This is a genomic window from Phyllobacterium sp. 22229 (assembly GCF_052056495.1).
Lineage (GTDB): Bacteria > Pseudomonadota > Alphaproteobacteria > Rhizobiales > Rhizobiaceae > Phyllobacterium > Phyllobacterium myrsinacearum.
Map to the genome: position 1 here is coordinate 78,499 of NZ_JBQEPA010000003.1, position 21,701 is coordinate 100,199.

General features: G+C 61.9%; 18 protein-coding genes and 1 riboswitch. Of the genes, 6 read left to right on the forward strand and 12 right to left on the reverse strand.

The genetic code is table 11. The features are described 5' to 3' along the window. Positions 1-62: 62 nt before the first annotated feature. From ACTJJ7_RS04380 to ACTJJ7_RS04420, 9 genes are all read right to left on the reverse strand, one after another. Positions 63-851, reverse strand: coding sequence for an ABC transporter ATP-binding protein (locus tag ACTJJ7_RS04380; RefSeq protein ID WP_440965600.1), 789 nt, complete (start codon positions 849-851; stop codon positions 63-65). Continuing rightward, positions 848-1,654: an ABC transporter ATP-binding protein gene (locus tag ACTJJ7_RS04385; RefSeq protein ID WP_440965601.1), complete on the reverse strand. Its 807-nt coding sequence runs from the start codon at positions 1,652-1,654 to the stop codon at positions 848-850. The genes ACTJJ7_RS04380 and ACTJJ7_RS04385 overlap by 4 nt, the downstream gene beginning before the upstream one ends. Continuing rightward, positions 1,651-2,469, reverse strand: a complete 819-nt coding sequence (locus tag ACTJJ7_RS04390) for an ABC transporter permease (RefSeq protein ID WP_440965603.1) — start codon at positions 2,467-2,469, stop codon at positions 1,651-1,653. Before ACTJJ7_RS04390 ends, ACTJJ7_RS04385 begins: the two co-directional genes overlap by 4 nt. After that, a complete protein-coding gene (locus ACTJJ7_RS04395; RefSeq protein ID WP_440965605.1) occupies positions 2,466-3,446 on the reverse strand; it encodes an ABC transporter permease in 981 nt (326 codons plus the stop codon). Before ACTJJ7_RS04395 ends, ACTJJ7_RS04390 begins: the two co-directional genes overlap by 4 nt. Positions 3,447-3,566: 120 nt before the next feature. Then, positions 3,567-5,183: an ABC transporter substrate-binding protein gene (locus tag ACTJJ7_RS04400; RefSeq protein WP_105737149.1), complete on the reverse strand. Its 1,617-nt coding sequence runs from the start codon at positions 5,181-5,183 to the stop codon at positions 3,567-3,569. A 13-nt stretch (positions 5,184-5,196) separates the two neighbouring features. Beyond that, on the reverse strand, positions 5,197-6,318 hold the full coding sequence (gene ppaT / locus ACTJJ7_RS04405; RefSeq protein WP_245457707.1) for a pyridoxamine--pyruvate transaminase: 1,122 nt from the start codon (positions 6,316-6,318) through the stop codon (positions 5,197-5,199). A 137-nt stretch (positions 6,319-6,455) separates the two neighbouring features. After that, entirely contained in the window at positions 6,456-7,334 is an 879-nt protein-coding gene (locus ACTJJ7_RS04410) for a transglutaminase family protein (protein WP_105737147.1), read from the reverse strand. A gap of 11 nt (positions 7,335-7,345) precedes the next feature. Continuing rightward, positions 7,346-9,742, reverse strand: coding sequence for a circularly permuted type 2 ATP-grasp protein (locus tag ACTJJ7_RS04415; RefSeq protein WP_440965606.1), 2,397 nt, complete (start codon positions 9,740-9,742; stop codon positions 7,346-7,348). A 198-nt stretch (positions 9,743-9,940) separates the two neighbouring features. Next, positions 9,941-13,261 (reverse strand): DUF2126 domain-containing protein, encoded by a 3,321-nt coding sequence (locus ACTJJ7_RS04420; RefSeq protein ID WP_440965607.1) that lies wholly within the window; start codon positions 13,259-13,261, stop codon positions 9,941-9,943. Between the two features lie 156 nt (positions 13,262-13,417). Next, positions 13,418-13,630, forward strand: a riboswitch (cobalamin riboswitch). A gap of 106 nt (positions 13,631-13,736) precedes the next feature. Here ACTJJ7_RS04420 and ACTJJ7_RS04425 point away from each other — a divergent pair. The 6 genes from ACTJJ7_RS04425 to ACTJJ7_RS04450 all read left to right on the forward strand — a co-directional run bounded on the left by ACTJJ7_RS04425 (position 13,737) and on the right by ACTJJ7_RS04450 (position 17,699). Next, entirely contained in the window at positions 13,737-14,099 is a 363-nt protein-coding gene (locus tag ACTJJ7_RS04425) for a DUF1636 family protein (RefSeq protein ID WP_130268895.1), read from the forward strand. 126 nt (positions 14,100-14,225) lie between these two features. Then, on the forward strand, positions 14,226-15,032 hold the full coding sequence (locus ACTJJ7_RS04430) for an ABC transporter ATP-binding protein (protein ID WP_130268894.1): 807 nt from the start codon (positions 14,226-14,228) through the stop codon (positions 15,030-15,032). Beyond that, complete coding sequence (locus ACTJJ7_RS04435) at positions 15,032-15,979, forward strand: ABC transporter substrate-binding protein (protein ID WP_440965610.1); 948 nt, start codon at positions 15,032-15,034, stop codon at positions 15,977-15,979. Before ACTJJ7_RS04430 ends, ACTJJ7_RS04435 begins: the two co-directional genes overlap by 1 nt. A 33-nt stretch (positions 15,980-16,012) precedes the next feature. Beyond that, on the forward strand, positions 16,013-16,999 hold the full coding sequence (locus ACTJJ7_RS04440; RefSeq protein WP_440965877.1) for a FecCD family ABC transporter permease: 987 nt from the start codon (positions 16,013-16,015) through the stop codon (positions 16,997-16,999). 68 nt (positions 17,000-17,067) lie between these two features. Then, positions 17,068-17,304 (forward strand): antitoxin, encoded by a 237-nt coding sequence (locus tag ACTJJ7_RS04445; RefSeq protein WP_105737137.1) that lies wholly within the window; start codon positions 17,068-17,070, stop codon positions 17,302-17,304. Further along, positions 17,301-17,699: a type II toxin-antitoxin system VapC family toxin gene (locus tag ACTJJ7_RS04450; protein WP_440965612.1), complete on the forward strand. Its 399-nt coding sequence runs from the start codon at positions 17,301-17,303 to the stop codon at positions 17,697-17,699. The genes ACTJJ7_RS04445 and ACTJJ7_RS04450 overlap by 4 nt, the downstream gene beginning before the upstream one ends. Here the strand turns inward: ACTJJ7_RS04450 and cysQ are convergent. From cysQ to cysD, 3 genes are all read right to left on the reverse strand, one after another. Continuing rightward, a complete protein-coding gene (gene cysQ / locus ACTJJ7_RS04455; RefSeq protein ID WP_440965614.1) occupies positions 17,694-18,506 on the reverse strand; it encodes a 3'(2'),5'-bisphosphate nucleotidase CysQ in 813 nt (270 codons plus the stop codon). The two genes, ACTJJ7_RS04450 and cysQ, sit on opposite strands and share 6 nt — an antisense overlap. A 179-nt stretch (positions 18,507-18,685) precedes the next feature. Beyond that, positions 18,686-20,623 (reverse strand): sulfate adenylyltransferase subunit CysN, encoded by a 1,938-nt coding sequence (gene cysN, locus ACTJJ7_RS04460; protein WP_440965616.1) that lies wholly within the window; start codon positions 20,621-20,623, stop codon positions 18,686-18,688. Then, positions 20,623-21,528, reverse strand: coding sequence for a sulfate adenylyltransferase subunit CysD (gene cysD, locus ACTJJ7_RS04465; RefSeq protein WP_130268889.1), 906 nt, complete (start codon positions 21,526-21,528; stop codon positions 20,623-20,625). The genes cysN and cysD overlap by 1 nt, the downstream gene beginning before the upstream one ends. Positions 21,529-21,701 lie beyond the last annotated feature (173 nt).

The window sequence follows — 21,701 nt, forward strand, 5'->3', positions numbered from 1 at the left end:
AATCGGCCGTCTGCGAAGTCTGGGCGCGGATTTTTATTGCCGGAACGGCGACCACCGGAGTGTCAACTGGCGGAAACCTGCAGTCTGGGCACCGCATCGATCAGAACCCGGGTTGCTTCGGCCTGCGGGGCAGCGAGAATCCGCTCGGTCTCGCCGCTTTCGACAATCCGGCCCTCGTCCAGCACGATCATGCGGTCGGTCACGGCCCGGACCACGGCAAGATCGTGGGAAATAAAGAGATAGGACACACCCGTTTCCGCCTGCAGGTCGAGCAGGAGATTGAGGATTTGCGCCCGCACCGAAACATCGAGCGCCGACACCGGCTCGTCCAGAACAATCAGGTCGGGCCGGGTGGCGATCGCCCGGGCAATGGCAATGCGCTGGCGCTGGCCGCCGGACAATTCCAGCGGGCTGCGCTGCATCAGATCAGGGCTCAACCCCACCCGTTCGAGCGCGGCGGCGATAACTTGGCCATAGCTGTCCCGCGGGGCCAGATCGTGCAACCGCAGCGGATCTTCCAGTATGCGCCGGACCGTGGCGCGCGGATTGAATGCCGCCAGCGGATCCTGAAACACCATCTGGAACCTCGGGCGCAGCAGCCGCAGGGCTTCGCCGCGCAGGGCCGTGATATCGTGCCCGCACAGGTGGATCGATCCGGAATCCGGCTTGCCCAACCGCATGACGAGACGGGCGAGCGTCGTCTTGCCCGATCCCGATGCACCGACCAGTGCCAGCGTTTCACCGCGTTTCACGGTCAACCGGATGTCTTTCAGTCCCGATGCGTTGCGCTCGCCAAAGCGTTTGGCGACATCCTTTACATCCAGAACAGTGGCGTTGTCCGTTTCACTCATGACAGGTTCAGGCTGTCGGGGTTGATCTCGGCAAGCCGCTTTTGCCGCGGCGTGTCCAGTGACAGATGCGCGCCGATCAGCGCCTTGGTATAGGGATGTGCAGGTTGGCCCAGAACATCGGATGCAACGCCCTGTTCGACGAGTTGTCCCTTGTAGAGAACGGCGATCTGGTCGGCGCGTTCGGATGCCAGCGCGATATCATGGGTGACGAACAGCAGCGTCAGCCCGTCCTCGCGCACCAGCTCATCCAGCAGGTTGACGATATGGCGCTGCACCACCGTGTCGAGCGCACTGGTCAACTCATCGGCGATGACAAGCGACGGATTGGCCGCCAGCGCCAATGCGAGGGCGATGCGCTGGCGCTGGCCGCCGGAGAACTCGTGCGGATAGCTGTTGAGGCGCGACAGGGCCTTTGGAATGCGCACCCGGTCCATCAGATCGGCGGCGCGCACCCGTGCGGCGATCCAGCTGGTGTCCTCATGCGCCCGGATAACCTCGGCAATCTGGTCGCCGACCCTCATGACCGGATCAAGGCTGCCGCCCGGATCCTGGAACACCACGCCGATATCCCGGCCAAGGCGGGGCCGTGCCGATGCACCGGGAAAGACGATCGAGCCGGTCTGGCGGGCCTGTTTTGGCAGCAGCCCCGCAATGGCCATGGCCAGGGTGGATTTGCCCGAGCCGCTTTCGCCGATCAAAGCCAGCCGCCCTCCTCGCGCAAGGTCGAGCGAGACATCCGCCAGTGCCACGGTCTTGCCGTAGGTGACGCCGACATTTTCCACGCGCAGCAATGGTTCACTCATGGCTGGAGAAACCTTTCACTGCGCGACAGGCCGCGCCCGATCAGGTGCACGCTGAGGACCGTGACCACCAGCGCCAGACCCGGCACGATGGAAAGATAAGGCGCTGCACGCAGCACCGTGCGCCCTTCGGCAATCATGCTGCCCCAGGTCACCCGGTTCGGATCGCCGAAACCGAGGAACGACAGGGCGGCTTCGATGAGGATGGCCGCAGCCACCGAAATGGCGGCCAGCGAGGCGGCGGGACCAAAGGCATTGGGCAATATTTCCCGGAAGGCTATCTCCAGCGGCCGCATGCCGAGCGTGCGGGCGGCGGCCACGAAATCGCGCTCGCGCAGGGAAAGTACCTCCGCGCGGGTGACACGCGCTGCCTGCGTCCATGTGCCGAGGCTGATGGCCAGAATGAGGGTCGGGACGCTCGGCCCGGTCACGCTGATTGTCGCCAGCGCCAGCAAAAAGCCCGGCACCGTCTGGAATGCCTCGGTGACCCGCATCAGCACGGCATCGGCAATGCCGCCGAGAAACCCTGCCAGCGTGCCGACCAGACTGCCGATGACGAGCGCTGCCGCAGCCGAGAAGAACGCCACCAGCAGAGTCGTGCGCGTGCCGTAGAGAAGTTCCGACAGCACATCGCGGCCAAGCCGGTCAGTCCCCAGCCAATGCGCCTGCGATGCAAAAGGCCGAGCCAAGGGTTCGCCGACGATGGCGAGCGGATCGCCCGGCACGATCCAGGGGGCGAGCAAGGCCATGAGAACCAGCGCCAGAAGCAGCACCAGCCCGGCACGACCTTCAAGGTTGAGACGCCGCCAGACGCTCATCGGCCGATCCTCACGCGCGGATCGAGCCTGCCATAGGCCAGATCGACCAGCAGGTTGGCGATAATCACCGTGACGGCACTGCACAGGATGACACCCAGCAGCAGCGGCGTGTCACGCCGCGAGACAGCCTCCGCCGCCAGCCGCCCGAACCCTGGAATGGCAAAAACGCTTTCGACCACCACACTGCCACCCAGCATGACCGCCGCCTGCAGGCCGAGCATGGTGATGACAGGCAGGACCGCATTGCGCGCCACGTGCCGCCAGACGATGCGGCCACGGCTGAGGCCGCGCGCCTTCAGGCCGGTGACGAAGGGATCGCGCCAGACCTCGCTCATGCGGTCGCGCATCAGGCGCAGATAAAGCGCGAGGTAAACCATGGCGAGCGAGGCGACCGGCAGCACCAGATGCGCGGCGATATCCGTCATGCGTGCCCATCCGCTCTTGCCGGATGCGATAGTCTCGATGCCGCCGACCGGCAGCCAGCGCAGATCGACAGCAAAAATCACAATCAGCACCAGCCCCAGCCAGAAGCCGGGAACGGCATACAGCGCCAGCGAACCGATGGACAGGAACCGGTCGCGCAGGGAACCGGGTTTCGCACCGGCGATGACGCCGAGCAGCGAACCGAGGAAGAAGGCAAGTGCCGTGGCAATCCCCATCAGCAGCAGCGTCACCGGCAATCGTTCGGCGATCACCGACAATACCGGGCGCTGAAACGCCGTCGACCAGCCGAGATCGCCATGGCCGAGTGCCGAGACATAGGCGATGAAACGATGGGATGGCCCCTGATCGAGGCCCCATGCCTGACGCAACTGCGTCAGTTGGCCGGCATCCATGCCGCCGGAACGGGCCACATAGGAATCCACCGCGTCACCGGATGCCGCCTCCAGCAGCAGAAAGCTGCCGACGAGCACAACGGCCAGAACCGGAATCGCACCCAAAAGGCGTTTCAGGAAAAAGAATGCAAGAGGCGGCAAGAAAGGCTCCGACAGGTCATGCGAATGGAGGGGGACACTAGAGCCAATAATGCCGGAAGACAAACGGGTTTGTGTTCAGGAGGGAAGATGCGGCTTTATGCCAAGAGCAAGTCCGCCGCCCTACCCCTTCAGCCAGATATTCGCCCAGTTGGACACCGCCCAACGCGGATTGTCGGACACATTCTGCACCGTATCGCGCGCAACGGTGATGAACGAGAACTCGGCCACATTGATCAGCGGCAGGTCCTCAGCCACCACCTTCTGCAACTGCTTATAGAGACCGGCGCGCTTGTCGCTATCTACAGTAGAAGCGGCGTCCTTGATCAGCCTGTCCACATCCGCATTGGCATAGCCGTACTGGTTGGAGAACGGCACACCGGCGGGCAGCCCGCTTTCGAACAGGATCGTCGTGGAGATCGCCGGATCGGAACGGTAGACCGGCGTAGCCACGGTGATATCGAAATCATGGTCCGTATAGACCGCCTTCAGATGGGCGGGTGTATCGTTGCTGACCACCTGCGCATCGATGCCCACCTTGGCCAGCGCCTGGCGAAGATAATCGCCGAACTGCTTGGTTTCATTGAAGAATGGTGCCGGCAGGAGTTTCAGCGTGAAACGATTGCCGTCGGCGCCGCGCTTGTAGCCCGCCGCGTCGAGCAGCGCTTCCGCCTTGGCCGGATCGAAGGCATTGGCGGCCACATCTGGCTCGTAGAACGTCTTGTCATAGGCGGGAACCGGTCCCGTCGACGGCTTGGCATAGCCGAGGAAGATCGTCTTGACGACAAAATCCCGGTCGATCGCATGGGCAAGCGCCTGACGCACCCGCGGATCAGCCAGTTCCTTGCGGCGGTGGTTGATCTCGACGATGAGCTGGTAGGTCAGCCCTTCATAGCCATTGGCGTAGACCTTCAGGCCCGGCACCTTGGAGATGCGGGCGAGATCGGCAAGCGGCACGGCGGAAAAGGCGGCAAGCTGGATCTGTTCGGCCTCCAGTGCATTGCCGGCGGAGGAGCGGTCGGGCAGAATCTGGTAGACGATTTCATCCAGCAGCGGCTGATCCTTCTGCCAGTACGCCTCATTGCGCTTCAGCAGGTAGTATTCGCCCGGCTTGTGTTCGCCGAATTTGAACGGGCCGGTACCAACAAGTGCTTCATTGGCCGGATTCTTGGCGATATCGGTGCCTTCATAGAGGTGTTTTGGCACAACGGAGGTCACCACCGGCAGCGCATTGCGGATGAGCTGGAACGGCGTCGGCTGCGAGAATTTGAAGACGGCCGTGTGGTCATCCGGCGTTTCGACGCTCTCGAGGTTTTTGAAGACAACGCGGCCAAGATTCTGCAGCTTCTTCCACACTTCCAGCGCGGAGAAGGCGACATCGGCCGAAGTGAACGGCTTGCCGTCGTGCCATGTCACGCCTTCGCGCAGTTTGAACGTTGCGGTCAGGCCATCGGCCGAGCCTTCCCATGCGGTGGCCAGGCGCGGCGACAGGCCGTCCTTGCCGTCATAGGACTGTTCGGCCAGCGGCTCGACAATTTTGCTGGCGACAAAGAACACGCCATTGGAGGCAACGATGGCAGGATTGAGATTGGCCGGTTCGCTGTCCCCGGCGACGATCAGACGCCCGCCTTTGACAGGCGTTTCCCCCTGCGCCCAGCCAAGACCCGGCATGGCGGTCAGCGCGGCGGCGCTGGCGGTCAGATTGAGAAAGGCGCGGCGGTTCAACAGGATACGGGACATGCTTGCGATCCTCTTATGCATAGGTTTGGCCGAGGGGGCGGGACAGAATCTGGCTGAGAGCGGCAATGGTGGCGCGGGCAAAATCGGGGTTGGCGGACGCGCCCATATGCCCGACGCGCAGCAGCTTGCCCGATGTATCGGCACGGCCGAGCGACAGGAGGATGCCGTGCTCGTCGCGCAACCGGTCGCGCAGAGCGGTATCGCTGAAACCATCGGGCAGCTTGAAAGCGGTGGCTGTCGGCGCGCAGTATTCCAGCTTTTTCGGCCAGAGCTCCAGACCGAGATCCAGCAGGCCGTTGCGGGTGATGTCAGCCGTTTCCGCATGGCGGGCCCAGACGTTTTCGGCACCCTCGGCGGCATAGAGGTCAAGTGCCGCGTCGAGCGCATAGATTTCCGCAATGGACGGCGTCACCGGAAAAGGCTTGTCGGGCTCCGAAGCGCCTTTCCAGCCCAAAAGGCTGAGGAACGAGCCGCGTGGCGCGTCCGGATTGGCCTCGATCTTGGCCCAGGCTCGATCGCTCACCCCGATGAGGCTCAGACCCGGCGTGCTGCCCAGGCATTTCGATGGCGAGGTGATGAAGATGTCGGCATGCGCCTCCTGCGGATGGGCATCCAGTCCGCCGAAGGACGACACCGCGTCGACGATGAGATAGGCGCCGTGTTCAGCAACGGCGGCGCCAATCTCCCGCAGCGGATTGAGCGTGCCGGACGGCGTGTCGTGATGGCAAAGCGAGACAATTTTGATATCCGGGCGCTGGCGCAGCACCGCACGTACCGCCTGCGGGTCGATGATATCATCATAGGGCACGGCAAGTTCGACGACCTCCTTGCCATAGCGCGCGGCCCAGCCGGCAAATCCCTTGCCATAGACACCGGAGACAAGGTTCAGAACCACATCGTCACGGGCAATCAGCGCGGCAGCGGCTGCTTCGATACCGAGAATGGCCTCCCCCTGCATGATGACCGGCGCCGTGTCCTGCCGCAGCGCCAGCCGCAGCTTTTCGATCACCTCGGCATAGAAGGCCTGGAAGGCGGGATGATAGTCATAAAGAACAGGCTTTCCGAGCGCGGCAAGCACTTGCGGATAGGCGGGAACCGGACCTGTGGTCAGCATCAGCGGTGGAATGGGGAGCATGGATCGCACTTCGAAATTTCATCCCATTCACCGGCGCAAATGGCACTTGAAGCAGACCATATTCTCCCGTTTGCCGGAAACCAAGAAAAACTATTCCAATAATGGGGACGCGAAGGACAAAAGCGCTGTCAATCCGTTTACTCCAGCGGGATCACATCCACCGACTGCTTCGCTTCCTGCGAACCGCTGGTTTTCAGCACCCCGACGATAGGCGAGACATCGGCATAATCCCGCCCGTAACCGACGGTGATATGGTCATTGCCTGCCATCATCGCATTGGTGGGATCGAACTCCTGCCAGCCCGCCTCGCGCCCGCACCAGACGCGCACCCAGGCATGCATGGCATCGGCACCTTCCAGCCGCTCCTTGCCGGGTGGCGGGATAGTGCGCAGGAAACCGCTGACATAGCCTGCCGGAATACCGATGCCGCGCAGGCCCGCAATCATGATGTGGCTGAAATCCTGACAGACCCCGGCCCGCAGCGCGAATGCCTCCCGCGCCGTGGTACGCACATTGGTGGCATCGGAATCATAGGTGAAATCCGCATGGATGCGGTTGCACAGATCACCCGCCGCCTCCATGACGGTCCGCGTCCTGCCAAGGCTCGCGGCGGCATAGGCTGTCATGTCAGCATCGATGCCCGCATGGGCGCTGGATGTCAGAAAGTGATGCGGCGCGTCGGACGCCACCGACCAGACGCCGCGTATTTCCCGAGTCAGACCGGAAAGATCAGGGGAAACGTCAAGCATGGTCTGCGGCCGCGCCACGTTGATGCGGGCCGTCATCGTCACGTCGAGGGTTTCATGAGGATTGCGATAGACGATGGAGGTCACCGTATTGGCGAAGAAATCGGTAAAGTCCGAGCGCTCCGTCGCCGCAGGATCAAAGGACAGGCTGGAGGCAACCACGCGCTGAATACCCGGAAGCGTCTGCGGCATCACCCGGATATGATGGCGGCCACCCGCTGCGGAACGCTCATAGTCGTAATGCAGATGGAGGCGGATATTGTAGAGCATTCCGCGTTTCCTCAGGCAAAATACAGATCGGAGATGGTATCGGACAAGGCGCCGATTTCATTGGCGAGACCGTCAAGCGTATCTGCCGTCAGTTCGCTCGATTCCATGATGGCAAGCTGTGTGTGCAGACGCAGCACATCCTTGGAAAAGGCTGGCATATGCGCCCCTGCCTCGCGCTGCGGCAAAAGGCTGAACTCGGTTTTGAGCGCATCAAGCTGAAAAATGATCGAGCGCGGATTGAGCGGATCGAGTGCAAGCAGGTCGAGCACGCTGAGGCGGCCGGAATAGACGCTGTACTGCCTGCGGTGCGTCATGACGCTGTCGCCGATCTCGAGCAGCATTTCCAGCGCGCCCTCCGGCGCCTCGTGCCGCGACAGGTTCGCCAGGATGCGCGCCATCTGGATGCCGCGCTCCAGCCTGCGGCCGATTTCAAGGAAACGCCAGCCGGTGAAACGATACATATTCTCGTGCACCAGACCGGAGAACCCGGCAAGCTTGCGCAGGATGATGGTCATGGCGCGGGTGCCGTCATCGCCCTGCGACACCACCCCCTGAAACCGGTGCACCGTCTTCGACAGATCGCGCAGGGCCAGCCAGCCATCGGGCGAAAAACGGTCGCGGATGCGGCCGGCACTAAGCATCGCGCCATCGATGGAGCGCAAGAGGCCCTTCGGAATGGCCTCGTCCAGATCAATCCCGAGGGGTTTGAGATGATCGCGCATTTCCGTCAGAAGCGGCAATTCCGCATTGGCCGTCTCGGCATAGCGGGCATGGCAGGCCCGCAGGATGCGCGCCGTGGCTTCGGCACGCTCGATGTAGCGCCCCATCCACATCAGGTTTTCCGCCGCACGGCTCGGCAGCGTGCCCGGCACATTGCGGCGGAAGGCGTCGTCCTCGCGCGGCAGCAGCGTATCCCGGCGCACGGGCGCCGAACTGGTGATCCACACATCCGCCGCCTGCCCGCCGCGCTGCATGGCGATTGCCGCCGTATCGAGCGTGAAACCGACGCGGGCAAAACCGCCCGGCATGAAACTCCAGCCATCGCCATGGCGCGCCGCAAAGACGCGCAGGACAAAGGGACGCGGCTCCAGCCTGCCCTCCACATAGACCGGCGTTGTCGACAGTTTGACGGCCTCCTGCCCGACCAGTCCGCGCCCGTCGGTCTTGAGCTTCTGCAACAGGGCCTGGCGCGCCGTATCGTCCAGCGCCGCCCCCAGAACCGTCGCCTGCACGTCTTCGAACGGCAGCCGCGTCGACAATGCCGGACCAACCATCATCTGGTCGAGCCGGTCCATGACGTGCTGGCGCTCTTTCTCCTGGCCACACCACCAGGTGGCGATGCTGGGCAGGGCGAGATCACGGTCGTGCAGGGCTTTCGAGATGGCGGGAAGGAAGGCCAAAAGCGCACGGGTTTCGAGAATGCCCGATCCCAGCGCATTGACCAGCGAGACGGAGCGCTGGCGCAGCGCGCCGACCATGCCGGGCGTGCCGATCCATGAATCCGGTTTCAGCTCGAGCGGGTCCATGTAGGCGGCATCCATGCGCCGCCACAGAACGTCGATGGGTTTGAGACCCGACACGGTGCGCACCATGACCCGGCCCTTGCTCACGGTCAGGTCGTCGCCTTCCAGAAGCATGATGCCGAGATAACGGGCGATATAGGCGTGTTCGAAATAGGTTTCGTTGTTCGGCCCGGGCGTGAGAATAGCAGCGCGCCCTGCGGCATCATGGATCAGGCTCTGCAGGGAATCGCGGAAATCCTTGAAGAAACCGGCAAGGCGATGAACGTTCATCGCGCCGGAAATATCTGAAAGGGCGCGGGTGGTGGCAACGCGGTTTTCCAGGGCAAACCCGGCACCCGAGGGCGCCTGCGTGCGGTCGCCCAGCACCCACCACTGGCCATTGGGCGCGCGTCCAAGTTCGAAAGCGCAGAAATGCAGAAAATGCCCGCTGGCCGGCTTGATGCCGGCGACGGGATGCAGGAACTCCGGGTTCGAGGCAATCAGATCAGGCGGCAGCACGCCGTCGCGCACCAGCCGGTTATCGCCATAGACATCGGCAACGACAGCCTCCAGGAGATCGGCGCGCTGAGCCAGCCCCGTGGTGATGGCGCGCCAGTCATCCTCGTTGATCAGAAGGGGAACATGGGCGAGCGGCCATTCGCGCTCCTGCGTGCCGGTCTCGTCATAGACGCGGTAAAACACGCCCGCATCGTGCAGATACTGGTTGGCGCGGGCAAAGCGGGTGGCGAGTTTTTCGGGGCCGAGCGTGTCGAGCGAGCGCAGCAGTCTTTCCCAGCCGGGCCGCACAACCCCGCTCGGATCGATCATCTCGTCCGCCACGCCCTGCAGCGGCTTGTAGCTGGCAAGGAGACCGGCGAGTGGCCGTGATTTGCTCACCTGGGACATTGGCTGCAATACCCCCCTCTGCCCTGCCGGGCATCTCCCCCACAAGGGGGGAGATCACATCGGCATTGACGGTTTTGCTTGCTTTGCCGGATTGATGGTTGGCTGAAACGATTGTGCAGGCTGATCTCCCCCCTTGTGGGGGAGATGGGCGGCAGCCCAGAGGGGGGTACAATCTCTCTTTGCATCAATCCCACAATCTCAATGCCTCGGCCTTCTCAGATCAAGGGTCATCGGAAATTCGCCCGATGGCTGTTCCCTGCGCAATTCATATCCGCCGGCCGTATGGCCGCGCGGCTCGAAACGCGCCAGCCGGCGTGCCTCGGCCTCGTTCGAATTGACCGGAAACGTATCATAGCTGCGCCCGCCGGGGTGTGCGACATGATAGACGCAACCGCCGATCGCCCGCTGCGACCACTGGTCGTAAATATCGAAAACCAGCGGCGTGTTGACCGGGATCATCGGATGCAGGCCGGAGCGCGGCTGCCACGCCTTGTAGCGCACGCCTGCAACCGCCGTGCCCTGCCGGTCCGTCATCGTCAGCGGCACCTCGCGGCCGTTGCAGGCGACGCGGTAGCGGGCAGGATTGAAGCCGTCGACCTTGACCTGCAGCCGTTCCACCGAGGAATCGACAAAGCGCACCGTGCCACCGATGGCGCCCTGTTCGCCCATCACATGCCATGGCTCCAGCGCCTGCCGGATTTCCAGCTTCACGCCCTCATTCTCGATTTCCCCGCAGAAGGGGAAACGGAATTCCAGCTGGGCCTCGAACCATTCCGGCCGGAAATCAAACCCGTTCTCGCGCAAATCAGCGAGAACATCGAGGAAATCCTGCCAGACATAGGCCGGCAGCATGAAGCGGTCATGCAGCGCCGTGCCCCAGCGGACGAAACTGCCCTGTATCGGATTGTTCCAGAACCGGGCAATCAGCGCGCGGATCAGCAATTGCTGGGCAAGGCTCATGCGCGCATTGGGCGGCATCTCGAAACCGCGAAACTCGACCAGACCGAGCCTGCCTGTCGGACCGTCGGGCGAAAACAGCTTGTCGATGCAGATTTCCGAGCGATGCGTGTTGCCGGTGACATCCACCAGCAGATTGCGGAACAGCCTGTCCACCAGCCAGGGCAAGGGCGGCGTGCCTTCGCCTGGGCGCGGCACCTGCGAAAGCGCAATCTCCAACTCGTAGAGGCTGTCGTGCCGTGCCTCGTCGATGCGCGGCGCCTGACTGGTCGGTCCGATGAACAGGCCGGAGAAGAGGTAGGACAGCGAGGGATGGCGCTGCCAGTGCAGGACGAGGCTTTTCAAGAGATCAGGACGGCGCAGGAACGGGCTGTTGGCCGGTGTTTCACCACCGACCACCACGTGGTTGCCGCCGCCGGTACCCGTATGGCGACCGTCGATCATGAATTTATCGGCACCGAGGCGTGTCTGGCGGGCTTCCTCATAGATTGCCGTCGTTGTGTCCACACAGTCGCGCCAGTTGGCAGCCGGATGGATATTGACTTCGATTACACCGGGATCGGGTGCAACGCGGATGACATTGATACGATGATCCTGCGGCGGGCTGTAGCCCTCGATGTGAACCGGCAGCCCGAGCTTGTGCGCCGCGGCTTCCGCCGCCGCAACCAGTTCCAGATAATCCTCGAGCGCCTCGACCGGCGGCATGAAGACGCTGAGGCGCCCGTCCCGCGGCTCGACCGATATGGCGGTGCGCACGGCCCCGCCGATTTCCCCCAGTTCCTGCTCCACCCGCTCCTGCTGGTTGCCTTCATCAGCGGTGAACGAGGCAACCGCCAGGACGTTTTCGCGCGGTTGCGGTGCCGGGTCCGGTAGGGCGCCGCGATCCACCGACGGGTCGACCGGCACGATATAGGGATATTCCGAAGCCGGAACATGCGGCAGGGCGCCGAGCGGCAGGCGGTATCCGACGGGCGAATCCCCCGGCACCAGAAACAGCTTGCCGCGCCGGGTCTTCCATTTCTCGCTGCGCCAGCGCGGGCCGGAGGCCTGGCTGTTCCAGCGCTGGACCGGCAGGACAAAACCGCTTGGCTCGGTCAGGCCCCGCTCGAAAACCCGGGCGATGCGGCTGCGTTCCTCCGGGTCTTTCAGCTTCGAGTTGGACGGATCGACATTATCGGGAAGATTGCCCTCCTTGACGATCCATTCCGCCGGGTCTTCATAGGCAGGCGCCACCATCTCCTGTTCAACGCCAAGCTCCTGCGCCAACGCGACGAGGAGTTTTCCGGCATCTTCCGGCTTGACGTCGGCCTTGCTGTTTTCCGGGGCGATCAGGTCGGGGTTGACCCAGATCGGCTTGCCGTCCTTGCGCCAGTAGAGCGAAAACGTCCAGCGCGGCAGGCTCTCGCCCGGATACCATTTGCCCTGCCCGTAATGCAGAAACCCGCCCGGCGCAAAACGCTCGCGCAGTCGCCGGATCAGCCTGTCGGCTTTTTCCCGCTTGGTCGGCCCAACGGCATCGGTGTTCCATTCGCCCGATTCGAAATCATCGATGGACACGAAGGTGGGCTCGCCGCCCATGGTCAGGCGCACATCCCTCTCGTTCAGGATCGCGTCGACCTGTTCGCCGAGCGCATCGAGCGCAGTCCAGGATTCGTCGGAAAACGGCTTGGTGATCCGCGGGTGCTCGGACACGCGCGTCACGCGCATATCGAAACCGAATTCCACATTGGCAAATTCGGCCATGCCGGAAATCGGTGCCGCATTGCGGTAATGCGGCGTGGCAGCAAGCGGCACGTGGCTCTCGCCGGTCAAAAGCCCGGAGGTGGGGTCGAGGCCGATCCAGCCTGCCCCCGGCAGGTAGACTTCGCACCAGGCATGCAAATCGGTGAAATCCTTGTCGGTGCCGGCGGGACCATCAATGGCGACGAGATCGGGTTTCAGCTGGATGAGATAGCCGGAGACGAACCGCGCGGCAAAACCGAGATTGCGCAGGACCTGCACCAGCAGCCAGCTTGAATCCCGGCACGATCCCGCGCGCAGGTTCAAGGTGGTGTCCGGCTCCTGAACACCGGTTTCCATGCGGATGACATAGCCGATCTCACGCTGGATGCGCGCGTTGAGATCGACGATGAAATTCACCGTGTTCGCCGGACTGTGATCGATGGTTGCAAGGAAAGCTGAAACCAGAGGTCCGGCCGGTTCCGGTTTGATATAGATCGACAGGTCGTCGCTGATCTCTTCGGGATAGCTGAAGGGCCATGTCTCGGCGACGGGTTCAACGAAGAAATCGAATGGATTGTAGACAGTCATGTCAGCGACGAGATCGACCTCGATCTTCAGCTCCGTCACCGGCTCGGGAAAGACAAAGCGGGCGAGGAAATTGCCGTAGGGATCCTGCTGCAGGTTGACGAAGTGATTGGCCGGACTGACTTTCAGGGAATGGCTGAGAACTTTTGTCCGGGAATGGGGCGCCGGCTGGAGCCGGATAATCTGTGGCCCGAGCATGATGGGCCGGTCATATCTGTAATGCGTCAGATGATAGACTGCTGCGTGAATTGCCATGTCGCCTCAAAAATCTGATTCAAAAAAAGCCGTGTTCCCACAAATGCTCCCAGCACTCTAACGCGTTACCGGCCAATTGAAATCTTTCATTTGCCAAAAATTTTGGCAGCTTCAAAAATTGCCGCATAAACATGCTTGCAACTGCGCGGCGGGCCGCATAGCATCCGCGCCGATGGTTTCTTCCGCAAGACAACGCGGGAGATGAAAAGGGAACACGGTGAGGCGTACCCAAAAGGGACCGAGACCGTGGCTGCCCCCGCAACTGTAAGCGGCGAGCGATGCCTGACATGCCACTGACCGAAAGGCCGGGAAGGCAAGGCGAAGCTGAGACCCGCGAGCCAGGAGACCTGCCATCACATCTGTAATTCGAACCGGACGGGGTGTGCCGGGAGCGATGCGATGTCCTCTCCCGCCTTGTCGCGATGGTGCATTGGCCGCGTTCCCCTGACCTTTGTCCACAAGGCAAAGCACCGGCATGACCACGCCAAGTCCCGATCACCAGATTATCGTCTGCACCCTGTGCAAGGCTGCCGATGGCCTGTCACGGCCGGGTCAGGACCTTGCCGCAAGGCTGCAGGCCGAACTCGATGGCAAGCTCGGCTACGAGGTGCATGGCGTTGCCTGCATGGCCGGTTGCGAACATCCCTGTACCGTCGCCTTCCGGGCGCCCGGCAAGGCGCAGTACCTTTTCGGCGACATCGATCCCGCCACGAACTTTGCCGATCTTCTGGACTTCGCCCGGATGTATCACACGCTCACCGATGGCTGGTCCAAGGCATCGCAGCGCCCGCAGGGCCTTTGGGACAAGACCCTCGCACGCATTCCGGCGCACCTATGACACATCAGGCATTGACCAATGTTATAACGTTACTGTACGAGAATGACGCGTCCGCGATGACGCAACGACATCTACCGCTTGGGATTTGACGCCATGTGCCTTGCCTGCAGTCACGCATATCCACCCATGAACCATGCCATCCTGCGTGCCGACGCGGTGACGTTCCGCACCGCCGGCCAGACGCTGGTGGATGAGGTTTCGCTCGACATCGCACGCGGCGCCCGCCTTGCCATAATCGGGCCGAACGGCGCGGGGAAATCAACGCTTCTGCGCATGCTGGCCGGTCTGCTGCGCCCCTCCTGCGGCAGCATCCACCTCGATGGCGCGGGAATAGACCGGCTGCCGCCCAAAGAACGGGCCAAAAGGTTTGCCTTTGTTGGCCAGACCGACATGCCGGACCCGCAATTGCTGGTGGATGATTACGTATCTTTTGGACGCATTCCGCACACCGGCACCCTGACCAAGGCAAAGGACCGGGATATCGTTGCCGAAGCCCTGGTGCGCGCCAGGATCGCCGCATATTCGCGCCGTCCCATCGGCTCGCTCTCCGGCGGCGAAAGGCAGCGCGTGCAGCTGGCGCGCGCCATAGCCCAGCAGCCGGACATCCTGTTTCTCGACGAACCCACCAATCACCTCGACCCGAAGGCGCGCAGCGAATTGCTGGCGCTCGTCGCCGGTCTCGATGTGACTGTCATAGCGGTGCTGCACGACCTGCCGCTGGTGGCGCCGTTCGCCACCCACGTCGCCGTCATGCACGCCGCGCAGCTCGTCGCCGCCGGCACGCCCGATGAAACGCTGACGCCGCGCATCGTCAGCGACGTCTTTGATCTTGATGTCCTGCGCCTGCGCCACCCCTCGCAGGATCGCGACCTCATGGTGTTCGAAGCACCAGAGCCAACAACAAAACAAACTGCTCAGCTACGGAGAATGTGATGAAAAGAATGCTGCTCGCCCTTGCCTTGTCGGCGCTATCAGCCCCCGCATGGGCGTTTCCTGTGACGGTCGACAGTTGCGGCAAACCCGTCACCTTCGAGGCCGCACCCAAGCGCGCTGTCATCCAGGACATCAACATGAGTGAAATGGCCTTTGCCCTGCACCTGCAATCCTCGATGGTCGGGGTATCGGGCATTACCGGCTGGTATAAACTCGATGACGCCTTCAAGAAGCAGCTGGGCTCCATTCCCGAGCTTGCGCCCAAATACCCGACCCTTGAAAATCTCATTGCGGCGGAACCGGATTTCTTCTTCGCCGGCTGGAATTACGGCATGAAACCGGGCGGCGAAGTCACGCCCGACACGCTGGCGCCGCACGGCATCAAGACGCTGGAACTGACTGAAAGCTGCATTCATCTCGACAAGAACCGGCCCGCCGCCACCATGGACCTGCTCTATGGCGATATGGAAAAGCTCGGCAAGATTTTCGGCAAGGAAGAGGAAGCCAACACGCTGATCAGCGGCTGGAAGAGCGAACTTGCAGCGATCAAGACCAAGATCGGCGACAAGAGCGGCACCCGCGTCTTCCTCTATGATTCCGGCGAGGACAAGCCGTTTACGGCGGGCAAGTTCGCCATCCCGACCGCGATGATCAGCGAAGCGGGCGGCACCAATATCATGGCCGATCTCGACACCAGCTGGGGCACCACCTCGTGGGAAACCGTGGCCACGCGCAATCCGGAATTCCTCGTCCTCCTCGACTATCAGGATGACGCGGGTTACCAGAAGCTGCTCGACTTCCTCAAGTCCCATCCGGCGATGAAGGAAACCGACGCGGTCAAGAACAACCGCTTCGTCGCCCTGCGCTATGCGGAACTGACGCCCGGACCGGCCAATATCGAGGCCATCGCCAAGATGGCCAAGGCCATGCATCCGGAAGCCTTCTGAGTGCATCTGCCTTTCCGTCAGCATCTGACACTGATGACTGGGGTGATGGCCGTTCTGGCCCTCGCCCTCGTGTCCATTGCCTATGGGGCAACGGTCATTCCGCTCAGTGACGTCTTGCGCGCCGTCGCCCATGCCGCCGGTCTCTCCGATACCGCCGTCAACGGTCCGGTCGGCAAGATCATCGTCGACCTGCGCCTGCCGCGGGTGATCCTTGCCATCTGCGTTGGCGCTGGGCTCGGCATCATCGGCGCGCTGCTGCAGACCGTTACCCGCAACGATCTCGCCGATCCGTTCCTGTTCGGCCTTTCCAATGGCGCGGCGGCCGGAGCGGTCTCGGTGATTACGGTCATCGGCGACCGCTTCGGCATCTGGACCCTGCCGATTGCCGCGTTCAGCGGCGGCATGCTGGCGGCCATCGTCGTGCTCATGCTGGTGCGGCGCGTGCAGGGACAGGGGCCGGAACGGCTGATCCTGGCGGGCCTTGCCGTCTCCTTCCTTTTCGCTGCGCTCACCAACTACATGGTGTTTGCCGGCGACCAGCGCGCCGCGCATTCGGTGATGTTCTGGACGCTTGGCGGCCTCGGCCTTGCCCGCTGGGAAAACCTGCCGCTCGCCCTTACCGGGCTTGCCGCCGTCCTTATCTACGCCCTGTACAACCACCGCAATCTCGATGCCCTGCTGGCCGGCGAAAACACGGCGGAAAGCCTTGGCATAAGGGTGACGCGCCTGCGCAACACGGTGTTCATCGTCTGCGCTTTCTCCACCGCGATCTTTGTCTCGGTGGCGGGTGTCATCGGCTTTGTCGGCCTGATGATCCCGCACATTGCCCGGCGTTTTTCCGGGCAGCTGCATGCGGGATTGATCGTCACCTGCGCCGTGCTCGGCGCCCTGCTGATCCTGCTCAGCGATCTTGCGGCCCGTCTGCTGCTCGCACCGCAGGAACTGCCCATCGGGATCGTTACCAGTTCCATCGGCGCGTTTTTTGTGGTGACGATTCTGTTGCGGAAGCGAGCGGGGTAGCGATCCTTGTACAGTGGAAGGGATTGGCCTATGCTAAGGCATATGCCAAAATAGAGCGAGGTCCTGCCATGCAAGAACGTCAGGTAAAATTATTTCGCAATGGCCGAAATCAGGCTGTACGGATCCCGGTTGAATTCGAAATGCCGGGCGACACCGCAATCATGCACCGCGAAGGAAACCGGTTGATCATCGAACCGGTCACGCGGCGGTCCTTGAGTGAGTTTCTCGCACATCTCGAACCGATTGATGAAGAGTTTCCCGATGTCGATGAAGGTCTTCTTCCCCTTCGCGAGATTGATTTATGACACACAGCCATATGCTCGACACCAATACGATTTCAAATTTGCTGCGCAATCAGAATGACCGTCTGACGGACAAGGTCAGACAACACAGCAAGACAGTGTGCACGAGCATTCTCGTTGCCGCCGAGCTTCGCTATGGTGCGGACAAAAAAGGCTCGGCACGGCTGCGCGCGATCATTGAAGAATTGCTTGCGATCATCGATATCCTGCCATTCAAAAGCCCCGCAGACGCACACTACGCCCGTATTCGCACAGAACTTGAGGCGACAGGAAAACCAATCGGACCGAATGATCTTTTGATCGCAGCCCATGCCTGCGCGACCGGTACCGTGCTGGTGACAGACAATATAAAGGAATTCAGCCGCGTGCCCGGGCTTCAAATTGAAAACTGGTTATAGCTTCCCCCAAGCCACGAAATCCGGATTGGCGAAATCGGCATCGTCGGCCTGGTTGCGGCGGCCATAGGTCAGCGGGTTGCCGTCGAGCGTGAGCGTGATCCCGCCCGCAGCCCGCAGGACCGCATCGCCTGCTGCCGTATCCCATTCCATGGTCCGGCCGAAACGCGGGTAAATGTCCGCTTCGCCGCGCGCCAGCAGGCCGAATTTCAGCGACGATCCGACGGACACACAGTCGGCAATACGGAATTTTTCCAGATAGGCATCGGTTTGCGGCGTGCGGTGCGAGCGGCTGGCAACCGCAATGAGATCGTGCGGGCTGGCGCGGCAGCCTATGGCCTTGCGCGCGGTAACCGCACCGCCCTCGCCGACCGTGATCTCCTGCGCACCGTCAGTGCCGCCGGTGAACAGCACGCCGCGGACCGGGGCATAGACAACGCCGAGAACGGGCGCTGCGTTTTCGATCAGCGCGATGTTGACGGTGAAATCTCCGTTGCGGCTGACAAATTCCCGCGTTCCGTCGAGCGGGTCCACCAGATAGAAGCGCGCACCGAGATCGCCGGGTACATGGCCGCCGGAGATTTCCTCTTCCGCCACGACGGGTATGTCGGGCGTCGCCTTGCGCAGAGCCGCCAGGATGATGGCTTCCGCCGCATGATCGGCTTCGGTGACGGGTGACTGGTCATCCTTCAACGCGAAATCACAGCCCTCCGCGTAAATGCGCAGGATTTCCTGCCCGGCGGCAATGGCCACTGTTTCCAGGACGGCAAGCAGGGCGGCATGATCGAGGGGCTTGAGGATTAACGTCATACACCCCCCTCTGGGCTGCCGCCCATCTCCCCCACAAGGGGGGAGATCACATCGGCATCGACGCTTTTGCTGACACTACACTGTCTCAGAATCGATCGAAACAGAAGTGAAGCCCGATCTCCCCCCTTGTGGGGGAGATGTCCGGCAGGACAGAGGGGGGTGAATAAATCAGGCATTGCCTAAATCGACCACGAGCTTTGATCATAATTGAAGATGATACCGTGCTCGACCAGCAGCTTCTCCACCTCCGAGGCAAGTGCCTCCGTCGTGCGGCCGACCGTGTGCAGGTGCAGTTCCGGATTCTCCGGCGCTTCATAGGGCGAGTCGACGCCGGTGAAGTTCTTGATCTCGCCGCGCAGCGCCTTGGCATAGAGCCCCTTGGGATCCCGGCGCGCGCATTCCTCGAACGGCGTATCGACAAACACTTCGAGGAATTCGCCGTCGTCCAGCAACTCGCGCACCATGCGCCGCTCCGAACGGAACGGCGAAATGAATGAGACCAGCACGATCAGCCCGGCATCCGCCATCAGCTTGGCCACCTCGCCGACGCGGCGGATGTTTTCCACCCGGTCCTCTTCGGTGAAGCCAAGATCGCGGTTGAGCCCGTGCCGCACATTGTCGCCATCGAGAATATAGGTGTGCTTGCCAAGCGACGAGAGCCGCTTCTCCACCAGGTTGGCAACCGTCGACTTGCCCGAACCGGACAGGCCGGTAAACCAAATGACCGCCGGCTTCTGGTTCTTCTGGCCGGCACGTGACGCCTTGCTGACATCCAGCGCCTGCCAATGCACGTTCGATGCGCGGCGCAGGCCAAAATCGATCATGCCGGCACCGACCGTCGCATTGGTCAGGCGGTCGATCAGGATGAACGAGCCAGTCGAGCGGTTCGACTTGTAGGGGTCGAAGGCAATCGGCTGCTGTGTTGAAATATTGACGACGCCCACTTCATTGAGGTCAAGCGATTTGGCCGCTTCCTGGGCGAAACTGTTGATATCGATTCGGTATTTCAGATCGGTGATCGTGGCTGTCGCCTGATCGGTCTCCGTGCGCAGGATATAGGAGCGGCCGGGGATCAGCGCATGTTCGGCAAACCAGACGAGATGCGCGGCAAACTGGTCCGCCACCTCGGGGCGGGCGCCGGGCGCAACCAGCATGTTGCCGCGCGACACCTCGACCTCGTCCTCGAGCACCAGCGTCACCGCCTGCCCTTCGACAGCCCGGTCAAGATCGCCGTCCAGCGTGACGACACGCTTGACGCGCGAGGACTTGCCGGACTTGGCAACCACCACCTCATCCCCCGGCGAGACGACGCCGGACGCGATGGTGCCGGAGAAGCCGCGGAAGTCGAGATTGGGCCGGTTGACATATTGCACCGGGAAACGGAAGGGACGCTCCTCGTCCGCATTGGCGAGCGGCACGTCTTCGAGATGTTCGAGCAGCGCCGGGCCCTTGTACCAGGGCATGTTGGCAGAGGCGGAAATGACATTGTCGCCAAAGCGGGCGGAAAGCGGAATGGGCTGGATCGACTGGAAGCCGAGCTTGCCGGCGAAATCCTGGTAGTCGGCGACGATCCGGTCAAAAATGGCCTGGGAGTAATCGACGAGATCGATCTTGTTGATGGCCAGGACGATGTTGCGGATGCCGAGCAGCGAAGCGATGAAACTGTGGCGGCGTGTCTGCCGCAAAATACCCTGCCGCGCATCGACAAGCACGATGGCAAGATCGGCGGTCGAAGCACCGGTTGCCATGTTGCGGGTATATTGCTCGTGGCCGGGCGTATCGGCGACGATGAATTTGCGCTTGGGCGTCGAGAAGAAGCGGTAGGCGACATCAATGGTGATGCCCTGCTCGCGCTCGGCTTCCAGACCATCGACCAGCAGCGCGAAATCGATGTCCTCGCCATTGGTGCCATGTTTGCGGCTGTCGTTCTGCAGGGCGGCCAGCTGGTCCTCGAAGATCAGCTTGGTGTCGTAAAGCAGACGGCCGATCAGCGTCGACTTGCCGTCATCGACCGAACCGCAGGTGAGAAAGCGCAGCAGCGATTTCTTTTCCTGTTCGGCCATGTAGGCGCGGATTTCCTCGGCAGCGGAAGCCTCGATCGGGGCAATGGTGTTCATCAGAAATAGCCCTCGCGCTTCTTCTTCTCCATCGAACCGGCTTCATCCTTGTCGATCATGCGGCCCTGCCGTTCGGAGGTGCGGGCGATCAGCATTTCGCTGACGATTTCCGGCAAGGTCACCGCATCGGATTCAATCGCACCGGTCAAGGGATAGCATCCCAGCGTGCGAAAGCGAACAAGCTTCTCCTGCAGCTCTTCGCCGGGCAGCAACTGCATGCGCTCGTCATCGCGCATGATCAGCATGCCGTCGCGCTCCACCACCGGCCGCCGTGCGGCATAATACAGCGGAACGATCGGAATGTTCTCCTGCAGGATGTACTGCCAGACATCCAGCTCTGTCCAGTTGGAGATCGGGAAGACACGGATGGATTCGCCCTTGGCGACCCGCGTGTTGTAGATCTTCCACATTTCCGGGCGCTGGTTCTTCGGATCCCAGGAATGCTGCGCGTTGCGGAAGGAAAAAATGCGCTCTTTTGCCCGTGACTTCTCCTCGTCGCGCCGCGCGCCGCCGAAGGCTGCATCGAAACCGTATTTGTCGAGCGCCTGCCGCAGCGCGACGGTCTTCATGATGTGGGTGTGGGTGTTCGACCCATGCACGAAGGGGCTGATGCCCTGGTCGATGCCGTCCTGATTGCTGTGCAGCAGCAGGTCGAAGCCGAGACGTTTCGCTTCTGAATCACGAAACGCGATCATCTCCTTGAATTTCCACGTGGTATCCACATGCAGGAACGGAAATGGCGGCTTGGCCGGATAGAAGGCCTTCATCGCCAGATGCAGCATCACGGAGGAATCCTTGCCGATGGAATACAGCATCACCGGCTTGGTGAATGTTGCGGCAACCTCGCGGAAAATATGGATCGCTTCGGCTTCAAGACGCTGAAGATGCGTCAGGCTCTTGGTCATGAAAATCACTGTCCACTGTTTTTCGGCGTCTTACGATGCGCCGATACTGGCGGCAACCATAGTGGAACGCTTCGCCGGAAGAAAAGGATGGTTTCACAAGCCGGGGGAAATTCGCGCCAATTTATTGCTGCCGCTACGATAAATGGCAGAACTTCATTCCAGTGAAGCTGAAA

Coding starts and splice junctions, on each gene's coding strand:
- ACTJJ7_RS04430 (WP_130268894.1), top strand. CDS start 14,226: ATGAACCATGCCATCCTGCGTGCCGACGCGGTGACGTTCCGCACCGCC.
- ACTJJ7_RS04425 (WP_130268895.1), top strand. CDS start 13,737: ATGACCACGCCAAGTCCCGATCACCAGATTATCGTCTGCACCCTGTGC.
- ACTJJ7_RS04400 (WP_105737149.1), bottom strand. CDS start 5,183: ATGTCCCGTATCCTGTTGAACCGCCGCGCCTTTCTCAATCTGACCGCC.
- ppaT (WP_245457707.1), bottom strand. CDS start 6,318: ATGCTCCCCATTCCACCGCTGATGCTGACCACAGGTCCGGTTCCCGCC.
- ACTJJ7_RS04415 (WP_440965606.1), bottom strand. CDS start 9,742: ATGTCCCAGGTGAGCAAATCACGGCCACTCGCCGGTCTCCTTGCCAGC.
- ACTJJ7_RS04380 (WP_440965600.1), bottom strand. CDS start 851: ATGAGTGAAACGGACAACGCCACTGTTCTGGATGTAAAGGATGTCGCC.
- ACTJJ7_RS04445 (WP_105737137.1), top strand. CDS start 17,068: ATGCAAGAACGTCAGGTAAAATTATTTCGCAATGGCCGAAATCAGGCT.
- ACTJJ7_RS04385 (WP_440965601.1), bottom strand. CDS start 1,654: ATGAGTGAACCATTGCTGCGCGTGGAAAATGTCGGCGTCACCTACGGC.
- cysD (WP_130268889.1), bottom strand. CDS start 21,528: ATGACCAAGAGCCTGACGCATCTTCAGCGTCTTGAAGCCGAAGCGATC.
- ACTJJ7_RS04420 (WP_440965607.1), bottom strand. CDS start 13,261: ATGGCAATTCACGCAGCAGTCTATCATCTGACGCATTACAGATATGAC.
- ACTJJ7_RS04390 (WP_440965603.1), bottom strand. CDS start 2,469: ATGAGCGTCTGGCGGCGTCTCAACCTTGAAGGTCGTGCCGGGCTGGTG.
- cysN (WP_440965616.1), bottom strand. CDS start 20,623: ATGAACACCATTGCCCCGATCGAGGCTTCCGCTGCCGAGGAAATCCGC.
- ACTJJ7_RS04435 (WP_440965610.1), top strand. CDS start 15,032: ATGAAAAGAATGCTGCTCGCCCTTGCCTTGTCGGCGCTATCAGCCCCC.
- ACTJJ7_RS04440 (WP_440965877.1), top strand. CDS start 16,013: ATGACTGGGGTGATGGCCGTTCTGGCCCTCGCCCTCGTGTCCATTGCC.
- ACTJJ7_RS04450 (WP_440965612.1), top strand. CDS start 17,301: ATGACACACAGCCATATGCTCGACACCAATACGATTTCAAATTTGCTG.
- cysQ (WP_440965614.1), bottom strand. CDS start 18,506: ATGACGTTAATCCTCAAGCCCCTCGATCATGCCGCCCTGCTTGCCGTC.
- ACTJJ7_RS04410 (WP_105737147.1), bottom strand. CDS start 7,334: ATGCTCTACAATATCCGCCTCCATCTGCATTACGACTATGAGCGTTCC.